Origin of the sequence: Lacisediminihabitans sp. (assembly GCF_036404185.1) — a bacterium.
In the GTDB taxonomy this organism is placed as follows: Bacteria; Actinomycetota; Actinomycetes; order Actinomycetales; family Microbacteriaceae; genus Lacisediminihabitans.
In genome coordinates, this window is sequence record NZ_DASWPB010000195.1 from 1 (window position 1) to 14,210 (window position 14,210).

Below are 14,210 nucleotides of genomic sequence, written 5' to 3' on the forward strand. Positions count from 1 at the left end.
GTCGTAGAGTTCGCGCTGCTGCTCCTGGGTGGGGTGCAGCTCGTCCCAGACATCCGCTCCGCGTCCCGAGGGGCGCAGGCGGGTGAGGCGCAGCTGTGCGTCGAAGCGGTCGGCGATGGCCTTGAAGTCGTCGAGCTGGCCGATGTTCTGGCTGGTGCAGACGACCGAGATCTTGAAGCCCTTGAAGCCGGCGTCGTACATGTTCTGCATGGCCTTCATGGCCGTGGCGTACGAACCCGGGCCGCGCACGTGGTCGTTGACTTCGGCGGTGGCGCCGTCGAGCGAGATCTGCACGTCGACGTAGTCGCTCTTCGTGAGCCGCACGGCGATCTCTGGCGAGATTTTCACGCCGTTGGTGGAGAACTTCACCCCGACGTGGTGCTCGGAGGCGTAGTCGACCAGCTCCCAGAAGTCCGGCCGAACCGTCGGCTCGCCGCCGCCGATGTTGACGTAGAAGACCTGCATCCGTTCCAGCTCGTCGATGACCCCCTTGGCCTCCGCCGTCGTCAGCTCCCGCGGATCCCGCCGGCCCGAACTCGACAGGCAGTGGACGCAGGACAGGTTGCAGGCGTAGGTGAGCTCCCAGGTCAGGCAGATCGGGGCGTCGAGCCCGTATTCGAAGAGATCCACCAAGCGGGTCGGCTTCGTCGCGGAGCCACCGGCGGGAGAGGGGGTTCGTGGTGCTTCGAGGAGGGTCATGAGGGCCTTTCGACGACCATGGAGGACTGGGCGAGCGTGCCGAGCGCGCGCCGGTACCGGGGAAGCTCCGAGTCGGAGATGCCGGCGGCGAGACAGGCGTCACGGGCGGTGGGGGATTCTGCGAGGGCGCGGACGACGGCGAGCAGCGTCGTGTCCTTGAGGAACGAGAGCTTCCGCGTACCGAAGTGATAGAGCAGGGCGCCGAACGGCTCCGGCCGCACCGACACCTGCGGGTGGAGGTCCCACCCGAGATCGAGATCCAGGTCCGGCATCGTGGACGCCTCAGTAGACGCCGCACATGCCGTCGATCGAGACCTCCTCGACCAGGGTGTCGGACTCGATGCCGCGATCCTCGTCGGTGTGCTCGTCCGTCGTCGCCCGTTCCGGACTCGTCTGTTCTGGAGTTGCCTGTTCTGCCGCTAGTTTTAACTGCTCGATGAGAGTCATCGGAATCTCCTTGTACGAGAAAATCGACTGCTGTGGCGATTCGCCGGACATCAACCAGGCTAATGACACCGAGTGCCGATGGGAAGGGGTGATCTGCTGTGAATCCGCAAGACGCGGCGACGGTCCCGCCGCGCATCGGCAGGCAGCCATCGACCTCCCGCGCCCAGCTCAGCCACATCGCGCTGCAGCTGTTCATCGAGCGGGGATTCGACGAGACCACCGTCGATCAGATCGCGTCGGCCGCGGGGATCGGCCGCCGCACCTTCTTCCGGTACTTCTCCTCCAAGAACGACCTGCCCTGGGGAGACTTCGATGCCGGCCTCGAGGACATGCGCGCCTATCTCCGGAGCTCGTCGGGGGAGCTCTCCCTCATCGACGCGCTCGTGGCGGCCGTGATCGAGTTCAACCGCTTTCCCGCGGAGGAGATTCCGTATCACCGCAAGCGCATGGAGCTGCTGTTGACCGTTCCGACGCTCCTGGCCCATTCCGCGCTGCGCTACGTCGAGTGGCGTCAGGTCGTCGCCGACTACGCCGCGTCGCGGCTGGGGGTGGAGCGCGACAGCCTGGAACCGCAGGCCATCGCCTGGATCTTCCTCGGCGTCTCCCTGTCCGCCTACGAGCAGTGGCTGAAGGATGAGGACGCCGATCTGATCCGGCTGCTCGAATCCGCCTTCGTCACGATGAGGACGACGCTGCTCGTCCCCTGAGCGGGGCTCGCGGCGGGCCGCGGAGCGATACTGGAGGCGAGGGACGGAGCGTTTCGAGATGGGATACGACGTCATCGTCGTCGGCGCCGGATCGGCGGGCGCGGCGCTCGCGGCACGACTGAGCGAGGATGCCGGGCGGTCGGTCCTGCTGCTGGAGGCCGGTCCAGTGCCGGAGAACGCGGCGGCGTTCCCCGCCGAGCTGCTCGACTCCGGGACGGTTCGCGGCGCGATGCCCGGACATCCGGACAACTGGTCGTTCCCCGCGCACCTGACGCCGGAACGCCCGTACTCGGTCGCCAGAGGGCGCATTCTCGGCGGCTCGTCGACCATCAACGGCGCGTATTTCATCAGGGCCAGGAGGCAGGACTTCGAACGCTGGGCGGCCGGCGGCAACGACGAGTGGACCTGGGAGAAGAGCCTGCCCTTCTACCGTCGGCTGGAGCGCGACCTCGTGCACGGCGAGAGCGCCGTGCACGGCGGCTCGGGACCGATACCGGTCGCCCTGCCGCCCCAGGACCATCCGGCGATCGAGGCGTTCCTCCGTGCGGCCGCGGCCATGGGCTTCGCCGCCGAGCCGGACAAGAACGATCAGGGTGAGCCGGGTTACGGACCGTTGCCCATGAACGTGCTCGACGGCGTGCGCATCAACACGGGCCTGGCCTACATCGATCCGGTCATGGGCAGGCGGAACCTGTCCGTGCGCGGCGGTGCCCTGGTGCGCCGGGTCGTCCTCGACGGCACCAGGGCCGTCGGGGTGGAGGTCGAGACCGACGGCGCCGTGTCCCTGGCCGAGGGCGGCGAGGTTGTGCTCTGCGCGGGCAGCGTGAAGACTCCGCAGCTCCTGCTGATCTCCGGGATCGGCCCGGCGGAGCCGTCGCGCCGTCTTGGCATCCAGCCGGTCGTCGATCTGCCCGGCGTGGGACGGGACTTCAGCGACCACCCCCAGATCACGGTCGCCTGGCGGCCGAGACGCGAGCTCGCGGACTACACGACGAGCCAGTCGCTCGCCGCCTGCCTCAACTTCACCTCGCGGGGCTCACGGGTCGAGGGCGACCTCGAGATCCTGCCCGTCATCAAGCCGACCGTCTACCAGCTGACCGGGAGGGCGCCGGAGGCCGGCCCCGGCGAGCTCGCCTTCCTCGTGGCGGTGCAGGCCGAGACCTCCCGCGGTCAGCTGACCCTGGAGTCGGCGGATCCCGCGGTGCCGCCACGCATCGACTATCACTATCTCTCCACCGCGGACGACCTGCGCAGGATGCGGGAGGCGGTGAGGACGGCCGCGGCGCTGGTGCGCTCGGAGGCCTACGGTGCGCTGTTCGACCGGCTGGTCGAGCTGACGGACGCCGTCCTCACCGATGACGTCGCGCTCGACGACTGGCTGCGCGCGCACGTGGGGACGGCCATCCACCTGTGCGGCACGGCCAAGCTCGGCGGGGAGGGCGATCCGTCGGCTGTCGTCGACCAGTACGGGCGGGTGCACGGCGTCACGGGCCTCCGGGTGGCCGACACCTCGATCCTGCCGACCGCGCCGACCAGGGGCCCCGCGGCCACGGCCGTGCTCATCGGAGAACGGGTCGCCGACTTCATCCGGCGAGGATGCTGAGCGGTCGGCTTCCATCTCGGCTACACGGACACCCCGATGACCTCGGCCATCACGGCCGCGAAGAACGACCCGGCCGACTTCGTGCGCCTGGCGTACGACGGCCTGGAGGCCGGAGCGCACGAGGTGCTCGGCGACGAGCTCAGCGCCACCGTCAAGCGGAGGCTGGCCGACCCGATCGAGACCATGTACCCACAGCTGGTCGCCGGCTAGTCAGGCCGCTATTCGCAGCCCTCGCAGCCGGTCTCCGCCGCCGGATCGAGATCGAGAAGCGGTTTTGCGAAACACAGCGACGCCTCGTGTCCGGCGTAGTGGCCGAAGTTGGGGATGCGGGTGTAGCCCTGGCGCAGGTAGAACCGCACCGCGTCCGGCTGCCTGTCCCCGGTCTCGAGCAGCAGGCGGCTGTATCCGCGTTCGCGGGCGATGGACTCGAGGCGGTCGAGGATGGCGGTGGATGCGCCGCTGCCGCGGCTCTCCCGGCGCACGAACATCCGTTTGACCTCCGCCTCCGCCTCGTCCAGCTCGCGCAGGCCGCCGCAGCCGATCGGGGAGCCCTCGTCGTCCTCGGCGACGACGAAGACCGTCATGTCCGCGGCCGAGGGGGCGATCCCCGGCTCGGAGTCCGGGGTGCCGTAGCGCTCGGCGATCTCGGCGCGCTGCGCGGCCCGGAGCGCGGTCGCCTCCGGATCGTCCCACGGCACCTCCCGAACGATCATCCGCCGGTGAGCCTCTCGATCAGCTCCCGATAGCGGGCGGCCGTCTGCTCGACGATGTCCCCCGGCAGCTCCGGCGGCGCTCCGGTCCTGTCCCAGTTCGCCGTCAGCCAGTTGCGTACGATCTGCTTGTCGAAGCTGTCGGTGCGGTTGCCCGATCCGTAGGCCGCGGCATCCCAGTAGCGCGAGCTGTCGCTCGTGAGCACCTCGTCCGCGAGGGTGATGACCCCGCTGTCGCGGTTGGCGCCGAACTCGAACTTCGTGTCCGCGAGGATCAGGCCCCGCTCCTCGGCGATGGCGGACGCCCGGGAGAAGACGTCGAGGCTCAGGGTGCGCAGCGCCTCCGCGGTCTCGGCGCCGACCAGGTCGACCGTGCGCTCGAAGGAGATGTTCTCGTCGTGCTCGCCCATCGGCGCCTTGTACGCCGGCGTGTAGATCGGTTCTGGCAGCCGGTCACCGTCCGAGAGCCCGGCGGGGAGCGGCACCCCGCACACGCTCTGCGTCCGCTGGTACTCGAGCCAGCCGCTCCCGGAGAGATAGCCGCGCACGACGCACTCGATCGGGAACATGTCCAGGGTCCTGGCCAGCATCGCCCGACCGGCAACGGCATCCGGAATGAGATCGTCCACCCGCTCGCCGTGCAGCTCGTGGTCGGCGATCAGATGGTTGGGCAGACCGCGCAGCCGGTCGAACCACCAGAGGCTGAGGGTGGTCAGCAGTTCGCCCTTGCCGGGGATGCCGGGGGAGAGCACGTGGTCGAAGGCGCTCACCCTGTCGCTCGCCACCATGAGCACGCGGGTCGCGGAGGCGAGGTCCCTCGTCGCCGTGTCGATGTAGAGATCACGCACCTTGCCGGAGTACGCGTGCTTCCAGCCGTCCGACGTCAGATCCAGTGCATCCACGTGCCCATTATTCAGGACCGCGCGGATGTCCGGGTGCTACAGGGCGACTCTCGCCGCGATGTCGGTGCGGAACTGACCGCCCTCGAGGTCGATTGCCTCGAGGGCGCGGTAGACCCTGGAGCGCGCCTCGGTGAAGTCGGGGGCCGTCGCGACGACACTGAGCACCCGTCCGCCCGTGGCGATCAGCCGTCCGGCGGAGACGGCGGTGGCGGCGTGGGCGACCGAGACGCCGTGGATGGCGAGGGCCGTGTCCAGACCGACGATCTCCCTGCCGGTGACCGGGGTGTCCGGATAGCCCTCGCTGGCGAGGACGACGGTGACGGCGACGTCGTCGGAGAATTCCGGGCGCGGCTGGCCGCCGAGCTCGCCCGTCGCCGCCGCGAACAGCAAACCGCTCAAGGGGGTTACCAGTCGCGGCAGCACGACCTGGGTCTCCGGATCGCCGAAACGGGCGTTGAACTCGATGACCCGGATGCCCTTGTCCGTGAGGATGAGCCCGCAGTAGAGCAGCCCGATGAACGGCGCCTGCTCCTCGGCGAGCTGCCGGACGGTGGGCAGGGCCACGGTGTCGATGACCTCGTCGACGAAGCCGGAGGGCAGCCAGGGCAGCGGCGAGTATGCGCCCATCCCGCCGGTGTTCGGGCCCTCGTCGTCATCGGCAAGTCGTTTGTAGTCCTGGGCCGGGGAGAGCGGCAGCACGGTGTGGCCGTCGCTGAGCAGGAACAGCGAGACCTCCTGCCCCTCGAGGAACTCCTCCACGAGTACGCTCCCCTGGCTGAGCCAGTAGGAGGCGTGGGCCATGGCGGCCTCGCGGTCCGCCGTGACGAGCACCCCCTTGCCCGCGGCCAGCCCATCGGCCTTGACGACGTAGGGGGCTCCGAACTCGTCGATCGCGACAACGGCCTCCTCCAGGGTGGCCGCGCGGACGGCCCGGCCGGTTGGCACGCCGGCCTCGTCCATGATCCGCTTGGCGAAGGTCTTGCTGCCCTCGAGGGCGGCGGCCGCCTTGCCCGGGCCGAAGACGGCGATGCCCCGTTGCCGCAGCTTGTCGGCGACGCCGGCGACGAGGGGCGCCTCCGGTCCGATGACAACGAGCTCGATGTCGTTGTCGAGCGCGAACTCGGTGACCAGGGTCGGGTTGGTGGGATCGAGGGCGATGACGGGCACGTCGGCCGCTATGCCGCCGTTGCCGGGGGCCACCGTGATGTCGTGACCGGCCTGCTCGCGCAGCAGTGCGGTGACGATGGCGTGCTCGCGCGCGCCGGAGCCGAGGACGAGGATTCTCACCCGGTAAGCGTACCCAAGGCCATGGGATCGGGTGACCTCGGAACGACGGCATGGGGAATCCAAGCAACTTAAGTTGACTATTTTCCCTAAGCAACGTAAGTTGCTTACATGACCCCGATCACGCCACCACCCACGGGAGGCCCGGCAGACGGGCTCGCCGCCGTCGTCGCCCTGCGCGAGCTGGCCGACCGCATGGAAGATGCGGAGGTCGAACGCGCGATGCGCGAGGGCTGGTCGTGGACCGAGGTCGCCCAGGCGCTCGGCGTCACCCGTCAGGCCGTGCACAAGAAGCATCTGCGTCGTCTCGCCGATGCGGGAATCGAATTGAGGAGACGAAATGGATGAGGAGAGCCTGCCGCAGGGACTGCGTGCGTTCGTGCTGACGGCCATCGACGAGGCCGCCCGGCGCGGTGCGGGCACCGTGCAGGCCGAGCACGTTCTGCTCGCGGTTGCGGCCGACAAGATCGGCGCGGCATCCAAGGTGCTCGTCGACGCCGGCCTGGACTACGAGGCGATCGTCGCCGCTCTCCGCGAGGAGCGTGCCAGGAGCCTCGCGACCGCCGGGATCACCCCGGTCGATGCGAGCCTGCTCGAATCGACCCCTCGCCGGTCTGCCAGGCCGACCTGGGGCGCATCCGTTCGCGACGCCATGGACCGCGGTCGCCGATCATCCGCACGGAACCGTCGGCGTCGATCGCCGGACATCGATCTCCTCATCGGCATCCTCGGGGCGGACGTGGGAACGGTGCCCAGAGCGCTCGCCATCGCCGGCATCGACCGACACGCACTGATCGACCGGCTCCAGCAGCTGTAAGCACCGCATAACCCGGCATCGACGATGCCGCACAGAACCACCGTTGGCAGAGACCTGTCCCGCGGCGATCCGGCGCGCCCGGATCATCCCATCACCACCCAGAAATCACGACAGACAACCATTCACGAAAGGGCTCCCCATGAGCATCTCAACCCCACCGGCAACACCACCCCGCGCCGTCTCGACGACGGACTGGGCGATCGAGGCGGACGGCCTCGTCAAGACCTTCGGCGACAATCGTGCCGTCGACGGCGTGGACCTCCGAGTACGCGCGGGAACGGTCTACGGCGTGCTCGGCCCCAACGGCGCCGGCAAGACCACCACCATCAGCATGCTCGCGACGCTCCTGCGTCCGGACGGCGGCCAGGCACGCATCTTCGGCCACGACATCCAGAAGGAGGCCCAGATCGTGCGCCAGCTCATCGGCGTCACGGCGCAGTTCGCCTCCGTGGATGAGAACCTCAGCGCGACGGAGAACCTGGTCATCTTCGGCCGCCTGCTCGGCCTCGGCCGCGCCCAGGCGAAGCAGAAGGCGATCGACCTGCTCGAGGAGTTCAACCTCCTCGAGGCGGCGAGACGACCGCTGAAAAAGTTCTCCGGCGGCATGCGCCGCCGCCTCGACCTCGCGGCGAGCCTCATCGCGCAGCCACCGCTCATCTTCCTCGACGAGCCGACGACCGGCCTCGACCCGCGGACCAGGGCGCAGATGTGGGACACCATCAGGCGGCTCGTCGCGAGCGGATCCACCGTGCTCCTCACCACGCAGATGCTCGACGAGGCGGACCAGCTCGCCGATCGGATCGCGGTCATCGACCGCGGCCGGGTCGTCGCCGAGGGCACGGCGGACGAGCTCAAGGCCTCCGTCGGGACCGCGTCCCTGCAACTGAGGCTGGACGACCTGGCGGACACCGAGGACGTGCTCCGCGCCATCCACACCGTCCTGGGCGCACAGGGGACGGTCTCCCCGGAGGCCTCAAGGATCACCGTGCCGATGACGGACGTCGGCCGGGTCACCGACCTGCTCGTCACCCTCCGCGAAGCCGGCATCCGCCTCACCGAGATGAGCGTGCAGAAGCCGACGCTCGACGAGGTCTTCCTCACCATCACCGGCCGCGGGGTTGAGACCGACGAGTCCGAGACCGCGACCGACCAGAACTCACAGACAAGGATCAACGCATGAGCACCATGACCATCACCCCCGGCGTCGAACGCCAGCTCAAGAACCATACGAGCCTCGGCCAGACCATCAGCAACTCGCTGACCATGGCCTACCGCGGCCTGCTCAAGATCAAGCGGACCCCGGAGCAGCTCATCGACGTGACGGTGCAGCCGATCCTGTTCACCCTCATGTTCACCTATCTGTTCGGCGGCGCGATCGCCGGGAACGTGCAGAGCTATCTGCCCCTGCTCATCCCCGGCATCCTCGTCCAGACGGTCATCACCGGATCCGTCGTCACCGGGGTGCAACTGCGCGAGGACATGGACAAGGGGGTGTTCGACCGATTCAAGTCGCTCCCGATCGCGAGGATCGCACCGCTGGCCGGCGCCCTGCTCGCGGACACCGTGCGCTACGCGATCGCGACGACCCTGACCTTCGTCATGGGCTTCGTCATGGGCTACCGCCCCGACGGCGGGTTCGGATCGGTGGTGCTCGCGGGGCTCCTCGTGGTCGCCTGCTCCTGGGCGATCAGCTGGATCTTCGCCTTCTTCGGGGTCATCGCCCGCAGTGCATCGAGCGTGCAGGGGATCTCCATGGTCATCCTGTTCCCGCTCACGTTCCTGTCCAACGCCTTCGTGCCGGTCGACTCTCTGCCCGGCTGGCTGCAGGTGTTCGTGAACGGCAACCCGATCTCCCACCTGGTGTCCGCCGTGCGCGATCTCGCCAACACCGGCACGGTCGGGATGGATGCCGCCATCTCGATCATCGGTGCCGTCGTCATCGTGGCGGTCTTCGCGCCGCTCACCGTGAGGGCGTACATGCGCAAGGCGTGACCCGGACGGCGCCGGCGGGGGGATGCGATCATCCCCCGCCGGCGCCGGCGTCCCTAGCCATCGGGGTCCTTCCCCACCCGTTGGCGATAGGTGGCGAGGGCCAGATAGAGCTCCGCCGCCTGGCGCGGCTGGGAGACATCGCGGCCGGTCAGCGTCGCGATCCGGCGCATCCGATTGCGGATCGTGTTCTGGTGCACCCAGAGCTGGGTGGCGACGGTGGCGAACGACCCGTCGGCGGAGAACCACGCGGCGAGGGTGTCGATGAGGTTGGAGCGTTCGGGTTCCGCGGTGTGGAGGAGCTCCCCGAAGACGGAGGCCATGAGCGGTTCGCTGATCTCCGGCGAGCCGGCGGCCGACATGGGGATCGGCGCATCGGTGAAGTAGGCGAAGCCGTCGGCGGTGGCCGCGGCGAGCGCCGTGCGGGCAAGCCGAACGGCCAGCCCGATCCTGGCGTAGTCATGCTGCAGCGGGCTCACCCCGGCCGTCGCCGTCCACGGCCGCGCGCCGTTCTCGAGCGCCTCCGTCCAGGACGGGTCGACGGTGCTGACGACTCCGAGCTGGACGGTGCCGGCCATGACCCAGGCAGAGACGACGCCGGACTCGGCGAGAGCCTGTTCGATGCGCGGCAGGGGCATCCTTCCCGTCGCCGGCGCCGCGACCGCGACGACCGCAAACCCCCCGGTTCGCGGCAGTCCCAGCCGGTCGACGGCGTTCCACGGCGACGCGGCCTCGCTGCCGCGAGCGGTGAGAAGCCCGTAGAGCAGACCGAGCCGCTCCTGCTGCCGGCTGAGCAGCGCCCTGGCCGACTCGCGTCGATAGCCGGCGGTGACCGCCTGCATGAAGGCGTCGTGCATGAACCAGATCTGCGAGGCGAGTTCCACCAGCTCGGCGTCGGAGACCGTCCCCAGCCGACGGGCATGCGCGACGATCTGGTCCCAGAGGAACTTCGTTCCCGAGCGGAGCGCGTCCATCACGTCGGTGAGCTCGACGCCGTCCCTGGCGCGCCTCTCGCCCAGCTCCCGCGGTGCGGTGTCGCGTTCCTCGGGGGTGGGCGCCGGGTGGGTGAGCGCCGCGATGTGCGCCCGTGCGGAGACCTCCATCTCGGCCAGAGGCACCGTCGCATCCGTGCGGTAGAAGGCGAGGTCCGCCCGGATCGCCTGCGCCATCCGGGCGGACAGATCGGTGCCGGACGCCACGGCCCGAGTGAGCCTGGTGAGGAGGGGCCACGGGCCGATGTCGTCGCTCATCGTTTCACGGTATCGGCATCGTGCCCCCGCCGTCCCCGTTCTATTCGGCGGATGCGGCCTTCGTGGCGGCCTCGGCCGCCTTCTCGGCCGCCTCGTCCCGCGCGACCGCGGCATCCAGCACGGCGTATTCGGCCTCCTGGATGGCGTAGACGGCGAAGTCGATGGAGTCGAACGCATCCGCCTCCGCGTCGTCCGCGGCCCGGCCGGCGCGTTTCGCCGACCACTTCGCATGGCGGGCGTCCGAGTCGGAGCGCAGCGATTCGAAGGCGTCGGAGACGGATTTGCGTGCATCCGCCCATTCCGCGTCTGCCTCATCGCCGGCGGCGATCATCCGGTCCTCGATGCGGGCGCGGGCGTCCGCCAGCTGGGCGTCGAGCTCGGCCTTGCGTGCCTTGAGCTTGGCGTCGTTCTTCTCCTTCGTCGCCTCGATGGAGGCCTCCAGCTGCCTGGACTGGTTGGAGAGTTTCAGGAGTTCGTCGGACAGTGCCATTGTCTTTTCCTTGTCTTCGTGGATGGGTGGGGGTCAGGCGGTGGCCTTGGCGATGCCGCGCACGGCGAAGCCGGCCGAGATCTCCGACACCCCCCGGAAGACGGCGAGCACGCTGACGGCCGTGACGAGCACGACCGCGCTGTCGGCGAAGGAGTTGGAGGCGATGAAACCGAGGATGAGCTCGGCGATTCCCGAGAGCAGCTGGAGCCACCAGCCCGGGAACGGAATGCTGAAGAGGCTCGAGATCACGTCGAAGATGCCGGAGACGACGAAGTAGAACCCGGCGATCAGGGCGAGCGAGACGAAGGTGCTGCCCGGGTCGATGAACGCGAGCACCGCTGCGGCGACCAGGAGGATGCCGAAGACGATGTGCCAGACCCGCCACCCGCCGAGGGAGACGGCCGCGCGGAAGAACTCGCCGGCCGCGGCCAGGAGGACCATGACCCCGAAGACGATCGAGACGATCTCGACGGTCGACCTGTCGAACCTCAGCACGACGAAGCCGATGACGATCCAGGCGATGCCGACGAGGACGAGGGTCCACCAGAGTGATCCGGTGCGTCGAGCGAGAGTTTCCAGCGGGCTTGCGGCAGAGGTCATGATCGGTCCGTCCATATCGCGGTCTGGGTGGTGCGGTCGCGTACATACTGTCGCGACGGCATCCCGGCACCGGCAGATCTGGAGAAACGAACAGTCCGGAGCCGCGCAGGATGTCGGTTCCGACAGGTCATCGCGGTCCGTCCGGCGGTCGAGCTCGCCGAGGCGCCGCTCGCCTGGGCTACATTTTCTCCTATGCCAAAACCACGGATCTCCGACACCGTCGGCGCGGAGGCGGTGCGTCGGGCGCTGGCTACCGTCGCCGACCGCGACACCGAAGCGATCGCCGTCCGCTATCTCCTGCAGCTCCTCGCCGACGACGCCCCGGGCAACTCCGTCGAGGTGCGGGTGCCGCCGTTCGGGGCCGTGCAGTGCATCGAGGGACCGGGGCACACCAGGGGCACGCCGCCGAACGTGGTGGAGACGGATGCCCTCACCTGGCTCGCGATCGCCACCGGCGGCGCATCCTGGGCGGAGTCGAGGGAGAGCGGCCGGATCGCGGCATCCGGCTCCCGCGCCGATCTCGGGCCGTACCTGCCGCTCGACTGGGCGAGGGACGGCGGCCCGGTCGGGGCAGAATAGGACCATGACCGATCAGACCCCCGCCCAGCCGGACGGTGCGACCACGGTGTCGGAGGTGCTCATCCGGCGCGCGCCGAAGTACTCCGTCTTCATGGTCCTCGGCGCGCTCCTCGGGGCGATCGTCACCTTCATCGTGACGGCGTCGTTCCCCGTCGATCCGGCGGTGGGCTTCGGCGCCCTGTTCGGCTACTTCCTGCTCTACGGCGTGCCGGCGGGGGTCGTGCTCGGCGGGGTCGTCGCGATCCTGCTCGACCGCCTCTCGACCCACCGGGCGAAGACGATCACCGCGGAGCGCACCGTCGTCGACCCGCCGCCCGTCGAGGGCGAGCTCGAGGACTAGCTGAGCTGGGTCCTCTCGACCCAGGCCAGGTACTCGGGGCTCACCGTTCCGGTGATGTACTCGCCCGTGAAGCAGCTCATCTCGAGCGAGGAGACGTTCGACCCCTCGATGATGGCCGCCTCCATGTCGGCGACCTCCTGGTAGATGAGGTAGTCGGAGCCCATCTCGGTGTTGATCTCGGGGATCTTCCTGCCGTGGGCGATGAGCTCCTGGCGGGAGGGCATGTTGATTCCGTAGACGTGGGGGAAGCGCACCGGGGGCGCCGCCGAGGTGAAGGTGACCTTGTTCGCGCCGGCCTCGCGGGCCATCTGCACGATCTCCTTGGAGGTGGTGCCGCGCACGATGGAGTCGTCGACGATGAGGATGTTCTTACCCTTGAACTCGCTGCCCATCGCGTTGAGCTTCTGCTTGACCGACTTCTTGCGCTCGGCCTGGCCCGGCATGATGAAGGTGCGGCCGACGTAGCGGTTCTTGTAGAAGCCCTCGCGGTATTCGACGCCGAGCTTCTGGGCGACCTGCATGGCGGCGGGGCGGGCGGAGTCGGGGATCGGCATGACCACGTCGATGTCGCCCATCGGGGTGTACTTCGCGATCGTGTCGGCCAGCCGGTTGCCGAGCCGGAGCCTCGCCTCGTACACCGAGATCCCGTTCATGATCGAGTCTGGCCTGGCCAGATAGACGTACTCGAAGGAGCACGGCACCAGCCGGGGGTTCTTCGCGCACTGCCTCGAGATCATCTCGCCGTCGACGGCGATGAACACGGCCTCTCCCGGCGCGATGTCGCGGACGAACTCGTATCCGCCGCTCTCGAGCACAAGGGATTCGGATGCGACGATCCAGTCGGTCCCGACGAAGCCGCGGCTTCGCTTGCCGAGAACGAGCGGGCGGATGCCGAACGGGTCGCGGAAGGCGAGCAGGCCGTAGCCGGGGATCATGGCGATCGTTGCGTACGAGCCCTCGACCCGCTCGTGGACGCGTTCGACGGCGGCGAAGATCTGGTCGGGGTCGAGGTCGAGGCCGCTCACCTGCTCCTGGAGCTCGTGGGCGAGCACGTTGACCAGCAGCTCGGTGTCTGAACTGGTGTTGAGGTGACGGCGGTCGACGTGGAAGAGCTCCTCGGTGAGCTCCCTCGTGTTGGTGAGGTTGCCGTTGTGCACGAGCACGATGCCGTACGGCGCGTTCACGTAGAACGGCTGGGCCTCCTGCTCGTTCGCCGCGGTGCCCCTGGTGGCGTACCGGACGTGGCCGAGCCCCATCGTGCCCGGCAGGGAGCGCATGTCACGGGTGCGGAAGGCCTCGCGCACCTGCCCCTTCGCCTTGACCATGTGGAAGGCGCGCCCCTCCGCCGTGGCGATTCCGGTCGAGTCCTGGCCCCGGTGCTGCAGGAGGAGGAGGCTGTCGTAGACCTGTTGGTTGGCTGGTTCCGAAGAAACGATGCCGACAATGCCGCACATTCGCGGTGAGACTCCAGACCGTAGAGTTGGGGGTGATTTAGTCCAGTCTTTCATGCCGCGGAACGGAATACGAATGGCCAGCAAGTACGCAGAAGCCGGGGTCGACACGGCGGCGGGCGACCTGGCCGTGGAGCTCATGAAGTCGGCGGTGTCGAAGACCCATGGCCCGGAGGTGCTCGGCGGCGTCGGCGGCTTCGCCGGCCTCTTCGACGTCTCCTTCCTGAAGTCGTACAGCAAACCGCTGCTGGCCACGTCCACGGACGGCGTCGGCACCAAGGTCGCCATCGCCCAGGCCATCGACAAGCACGACACCATCGGGTTCGACCTCGTCGGCATGGT

Annotated in this window: 19 protein-coding genes and 1 pseudogene; 10 read left to right on the forward strand and 10 right to left on the reverse strand. The window is 68.8% G+C overall.

From position 1 onward, the window contains the following. The 3 genes from mftC to mftA form a co-directional block, all read right to left on the reverse strand. Positions 1-699 (reverse strand): mycofactocin radical SAM maturase (mftC, locus tag VGC18_RS13835; protein ID WP_331098382.1); only part of this gene is annotated, 699 nt, incomplete at its 3' end. After that, the gene (gene mftB / locus VGC18_RS13840; protein WP_331098385.1) at positions 696-971 is read right to left on the reverse strand and encodes a mycofactocin biosynthesis chaperone MftB; all 276 of its coding nucleotides are present in this window, start codon (positions 969-971) and stop codon (positions 696-698) included. The genes mftB and mftC, both read right to left, overlap by 4 nt. A 10-nt stretch (positions 972-981) precedes the next feature. After that, positions 982-1,146: a mycofactocin precursor MftA gene (mftA, locus tag VGC18_RS13845; protein ID WP_331098388.1), complete on the reverse strand. Its 165-nt coding sequence runs from the start codon at positions 1,144-1,146 to the stop codon at positions 982-984. Positions 1,147-1,244: 98 nt separating this feature from the next. Here mftA and mftR point away from each other — a divergent pair, with 98 nt between their 5' ends. The 3 genes from mftR to VGC18_RS13860 are packed head-to-tail and all read left to right on the forward strand — an operon-like array spanning position 1,245 to position 3,666. After that, on the forward strand, positions 1,245-1,853 hold the full coding sequence (gene mftR, locus VGC18_RS13850; RefSeq protein ID WP_331098390.1) for a mycofactocin system transcriptional regulator: 609 nt from the start codon (positions 1,245-1,247) through the stop codon (positions 1,851-1,853). A 58-nt stretch (positions 1,854-1,911) separates the two neighbouring features. Beyond that, the gene (gene mftG, locus VGC18_RS13855; RefSeq protein ID WP_331098392.1) at positions 1,912-3,456 is read left to right on the forward strand and encodes a mycofactocin system GMC family oxidoreductase MftG; all 1,545 of its coding nucleotides are present in this window, start codon (positions 1,912-1,914) and stop codon (positions 3,454-3,456) included. Positions 3,457-3,492: 36 nt separating this feature from the next. Continuing rightward, positions 3,493-3,666: a hypothetical protein gene (locus tag VGC18_RS13860; protein WP_331098394.1), complete on the forward strand. Its 174-nt coding sequence runs from the start codon at positions 3,493-3,495 to the stop codon at positions 3,664-3,666. Positions 3,667-3,674: 8 nt separating this feature from the next. Here VGC18_RS13860 and VGC18_RS13865 read toward each other — a convergent pair whose 3' ends face one another. The 3 genes from VGC18_RS13865 to purD are packed head-to-tail and all read right to left on the reverse strand — an operon-like array spanning position 3,675 to position 6,355. Beyond that, complete coding sequence (locus VGC18_RS13865; protein ID WP_331098397.1) at positions 3,675-4,169, reverse strand: GNAT family N-acetyltransferase; 495 nt, start codon at positions 4,167-4,169, stop codon at positions 3,675-3,677. After that, on the reverse strand, positions 4,166-5,095 hold the full coding sequence (locus tag VGC18_RS13870; protein ID WP_414672893.1) for a phosphoribosylaminoimidazolesuccinocarboxamide synthase: 930 nt from the start codon (positions 5,093-5,095) through the stop codon (positions 4,166-4,168). The genes VGC18_RS13865 and VGC18_RS13870 overlap by 4 nt, the downstream gene beginning before the upstream one ends. A 9-nt stretch (positions 5,096-5,104) precedes the next feature. Then, positions 5,105-6,355, reverse strand: coding sequence for a phosphoribosylamine--glycine ligase (gene purD / locus VGC18_RS13875; protein ID WP_331098402.1), 1,251 nt, complete (start codon positions 6,353-6,355; stop codon positions 5,105-5,107). A 108-nt stretch (positions 6,356-6,463) separates the two neighbouring features. Between purD and VGC18_RS13880 the strand changes: the two genes are divergently transcribed. The 4 genes from VGC18_RS13880 (at position 6,464) to VGC18_RS13895 (ending at position 9,161) form a co-directional block, all read left to right on the forward strand. Next, entirely contained in the window at positions 6,464-6,700 is a 237-nt protein-coding gene (locus VGC18_RS13880; RefSeq protein WP_331098404.1) for a helix-turn-helix domain-containing protein, read from the forward strand. Continuing rightward, entirely contained in the window at positions 6,693-7,169 is a 477-nt protein-coding gene (locus tag VGC18_RS13885; protein WP_331098406.1) for a Clp protease N-terminal domain-containing protein, read from the forward strand. Before VGC18_RS13880 ends, VGC18_RS13885 begins: the two co-directional genes overlap by 8 nt. Positions 7,170-7,308: 139 nt before the next feature. After that, positions 7,309-8,349 carry an ATP-binding cassette domain-containing protein gene (locus VGC18_RS13890; RefSeq protein ID WP_331098409.1) on the forward strand — a complete coding sequence of 347 codons (1,041 nt, stop codon included), beginning with the start codon at positions 7,309-7,311 and terminating at the stop codon, positions 8,347-8,349. 5 nt (positions 8,350-8,354) lie between these two features. Next, positions 8,355-9,161: an ABC transporter permease gene (locus VGC18_RS13895; RefSeq protein ID WP_414672894.1), complete on the forward strand. Its 807-nt coding sequence runs from the start codon at positions 8,355-8,357 to the stop codon at positions 9,159-9,161. Positions 9,162-9,214: 53 nt separating this feature from the next. On the opposite strand, the gene VGC18_RS13900 is transcribed toward VGC18_RS13895, so the two are convergent. Genes VGC18_RS13900 through VGC18_RS13910 form a run of 3 tightly spaced genes read right to left on the reverse strand, consistent with a single transcriptional unit; the run spans position 9,215 to position 11,498 of the window. Further along, on the reverse strand, positions 9,215-10,408 hold the full coding sequence (locus VGC18_RS13900; RefSeq protein WP_331098413.1) for a helix-turn-helix domain-containing protein: 1,194 nt from the start codon (positions 10,406-10,408) through the stop codon (positions 9,215-9,217). 40 nt (positions 10,409-10,448) lie between these two features. Next, positions 10,449-10,898, reverse strand: coding sequence for a hypothetical protein (locus VGC18_RS13905; protein WP_331098414.1), 450 nt, complete (start codon positions 10,896-10,898; stop codon positions 10,449-10,451). A gap of 33 nt (positions 10,899-10,931) precedes the next feature. Continuing rightward, the gene (locus VGC18_RS13910) at positions 10,932-11,498 is read right to left on the reverse strand and encodes an HdeD family acid-resistance protein (protein ID WP_331098416.1); all 567 of its coding nucleotides are present in this window, start codon (positions 11,496-11,498) and stop codon (positions 10,932-10,934) included. Between the two features lie 192 nt (positions 11,499-11,690). Between VGC18_RS13910 and VGC18_RS13915 the strand changes: the two genes are divergently transcribed. Both VGC18_RS13915 and VGC18_RS13920 read left to right on the forward strand, forming a co-directional pair. After that, positions 11,691-12,077, forward strand: coding sequence for a sterol carrier family protein (locus VGC18_RS13915; protein ID WP_331098418.1), 387 nt, complete (start codon positions 11,691-11,693; stop codon positions 12,075-12,077). Positions 12,078-12,081: 4 nt separating this feature from the next. Further along, positions 12,082-12,417, forward strand: coding sequence for a hypothetical protein (locus VGC18_RS13920; protein WP_331098421.1), 336 nt, complete (start codon positions 12,082-12,084; stop codon positions 12,415-12,417). Here the strand turns inward: VGC18_RS13920 and purF are convergent. Continuing rightward, a complete protein-coding gene (gene purF / locus VGC18_RS13925; protein WP_331098423.1) occupies positions 12,414-13,871 on the reverse strand; it encodes an amidophosphoribosyltransferase in 1,458 nt (485 codons plus the stop codon). The two genes, VGC18_RS13920 and purF, sit on opposite strands and share 4 nt — an antisense overlap. A 73-nt stretch (positions 13,872-13,944) precedes the next feature. Between purF and VGC18_RS13930 the strand changes: the two are divergent. Continuing rightward, positions 13,945-14,210: pseudogene (locus VGC18_RS13930) on the forward strand (phosphoribosylformylglycinamidine cyclo-ligase); the annotation flags it as partial.

Excerpts from the sequence above, each read along its gene's own strand:
- VGC18_RS13905 (WP_331098414.1), bottom strand. The coding sequence starts at position 10,898 with ATGGCACTGTCCGACGAACTCCTGAAACTCTCCAACCAGTCCAGGCAG.
- VGC18_RS13860 (WP_331098394.1), top strand. The coding sequence starts at position 3,493 with ATGACCTCGGCCATCACGGCCGCGAAGAACGACCCGGCCGACTTCGTG.
- VGC18_RS13865 (WP_331098397.1), bottom strand. The coding sequence starts at position 4,169 with ATGATCGTTCGGGAGGTGCCGTGGGACGATCCGGAGGCGACCGCGCTC.
- VGC18_RS13900 (WP_331098413.1), bottom strand. The coding sequence starts at position 10,408 with ATGAGCGACGACATCGGCCCGTGGCCCCTCCTCACCAGGCTCACTCGG.
- mftG (WP_331098392.1), top strand. The coding sequence starts at position 1,912 with ATGGGATACGACGTCATCGTCGTCGGCGCCGGATCGGCGGGCGCGGCG.
- VGC18_RS13895 (WP_414672894.1), top strand. The coding sequence starts at position 8,355 with ATGACCATCACCCCCGGCGTCGAACGCCAGCTCAAGAACCATACGAGC.
- mftA (WP_331098388.1), bottom strand. The coding sequence starts at position 1,146 with ATGACTCTCATCGAGCAGTTAAAACTAGCGGCAGAACAGGCAACTCCA.
- mftB (WP_331098385.1), bottom strand. The coding sequence starts at position 971 with ATGCCGGACCTGGATCTCGATCTCGGGTGGGACCTCCACCCGCAGGTG.
- VGC18_RS13885 (WP_331098406.1), top strand. The coding sequence starts at position 6,693 with ATGGATGAGGAGAGCCTGCCGCAGGGACTGCGTGCGTTCGTGCTGACG.
- purF (WP_331098423.1), bottom strand. The coding sequence starts at position 13,871 with ATGTGCGGCATTGTCGGCATCGTTTCTTCGGAACCAGCCAACCAACAG.
- VGC18_RS13920 (WP_331098421.1), top strand. The coding sequence starts at position 12,082 with ATGACCGATCAGACCCCCGCCCAGCCGGACGGTGCGACCACGGTGTCG.
- VGC18_RS13915 (WP_331098418.1), top strand. The coding sequence starts at position 11,691 with ATGCCAAAACCACGGATCTCCGACACCGTCGGCGCGGAGGCGGTGCGT.
- VGC18_RS13910 (WP_331098416.1), bottom strand. The coding sequence starts at position 11,498 with ATGACCTCTGCCGCAAGCCCGCTGGAAACTCTCGCTCGACGCACCGGA.
- VGC18_RS13890 (WP_331098409.1), top strand. The coding sequence starts at position 7,309 with ATGAGCATCTCAACCCCACCGGCAACACCACCCCGCGCCGTCTCGACG.
- VGC18_RS13880 (WP_331098404.1), top strand. The coding sequence starts at position 6,464 with ATGACCCCGATCACGCCACCACCCACGGGAGGCCCGGCAGACGGGCTC.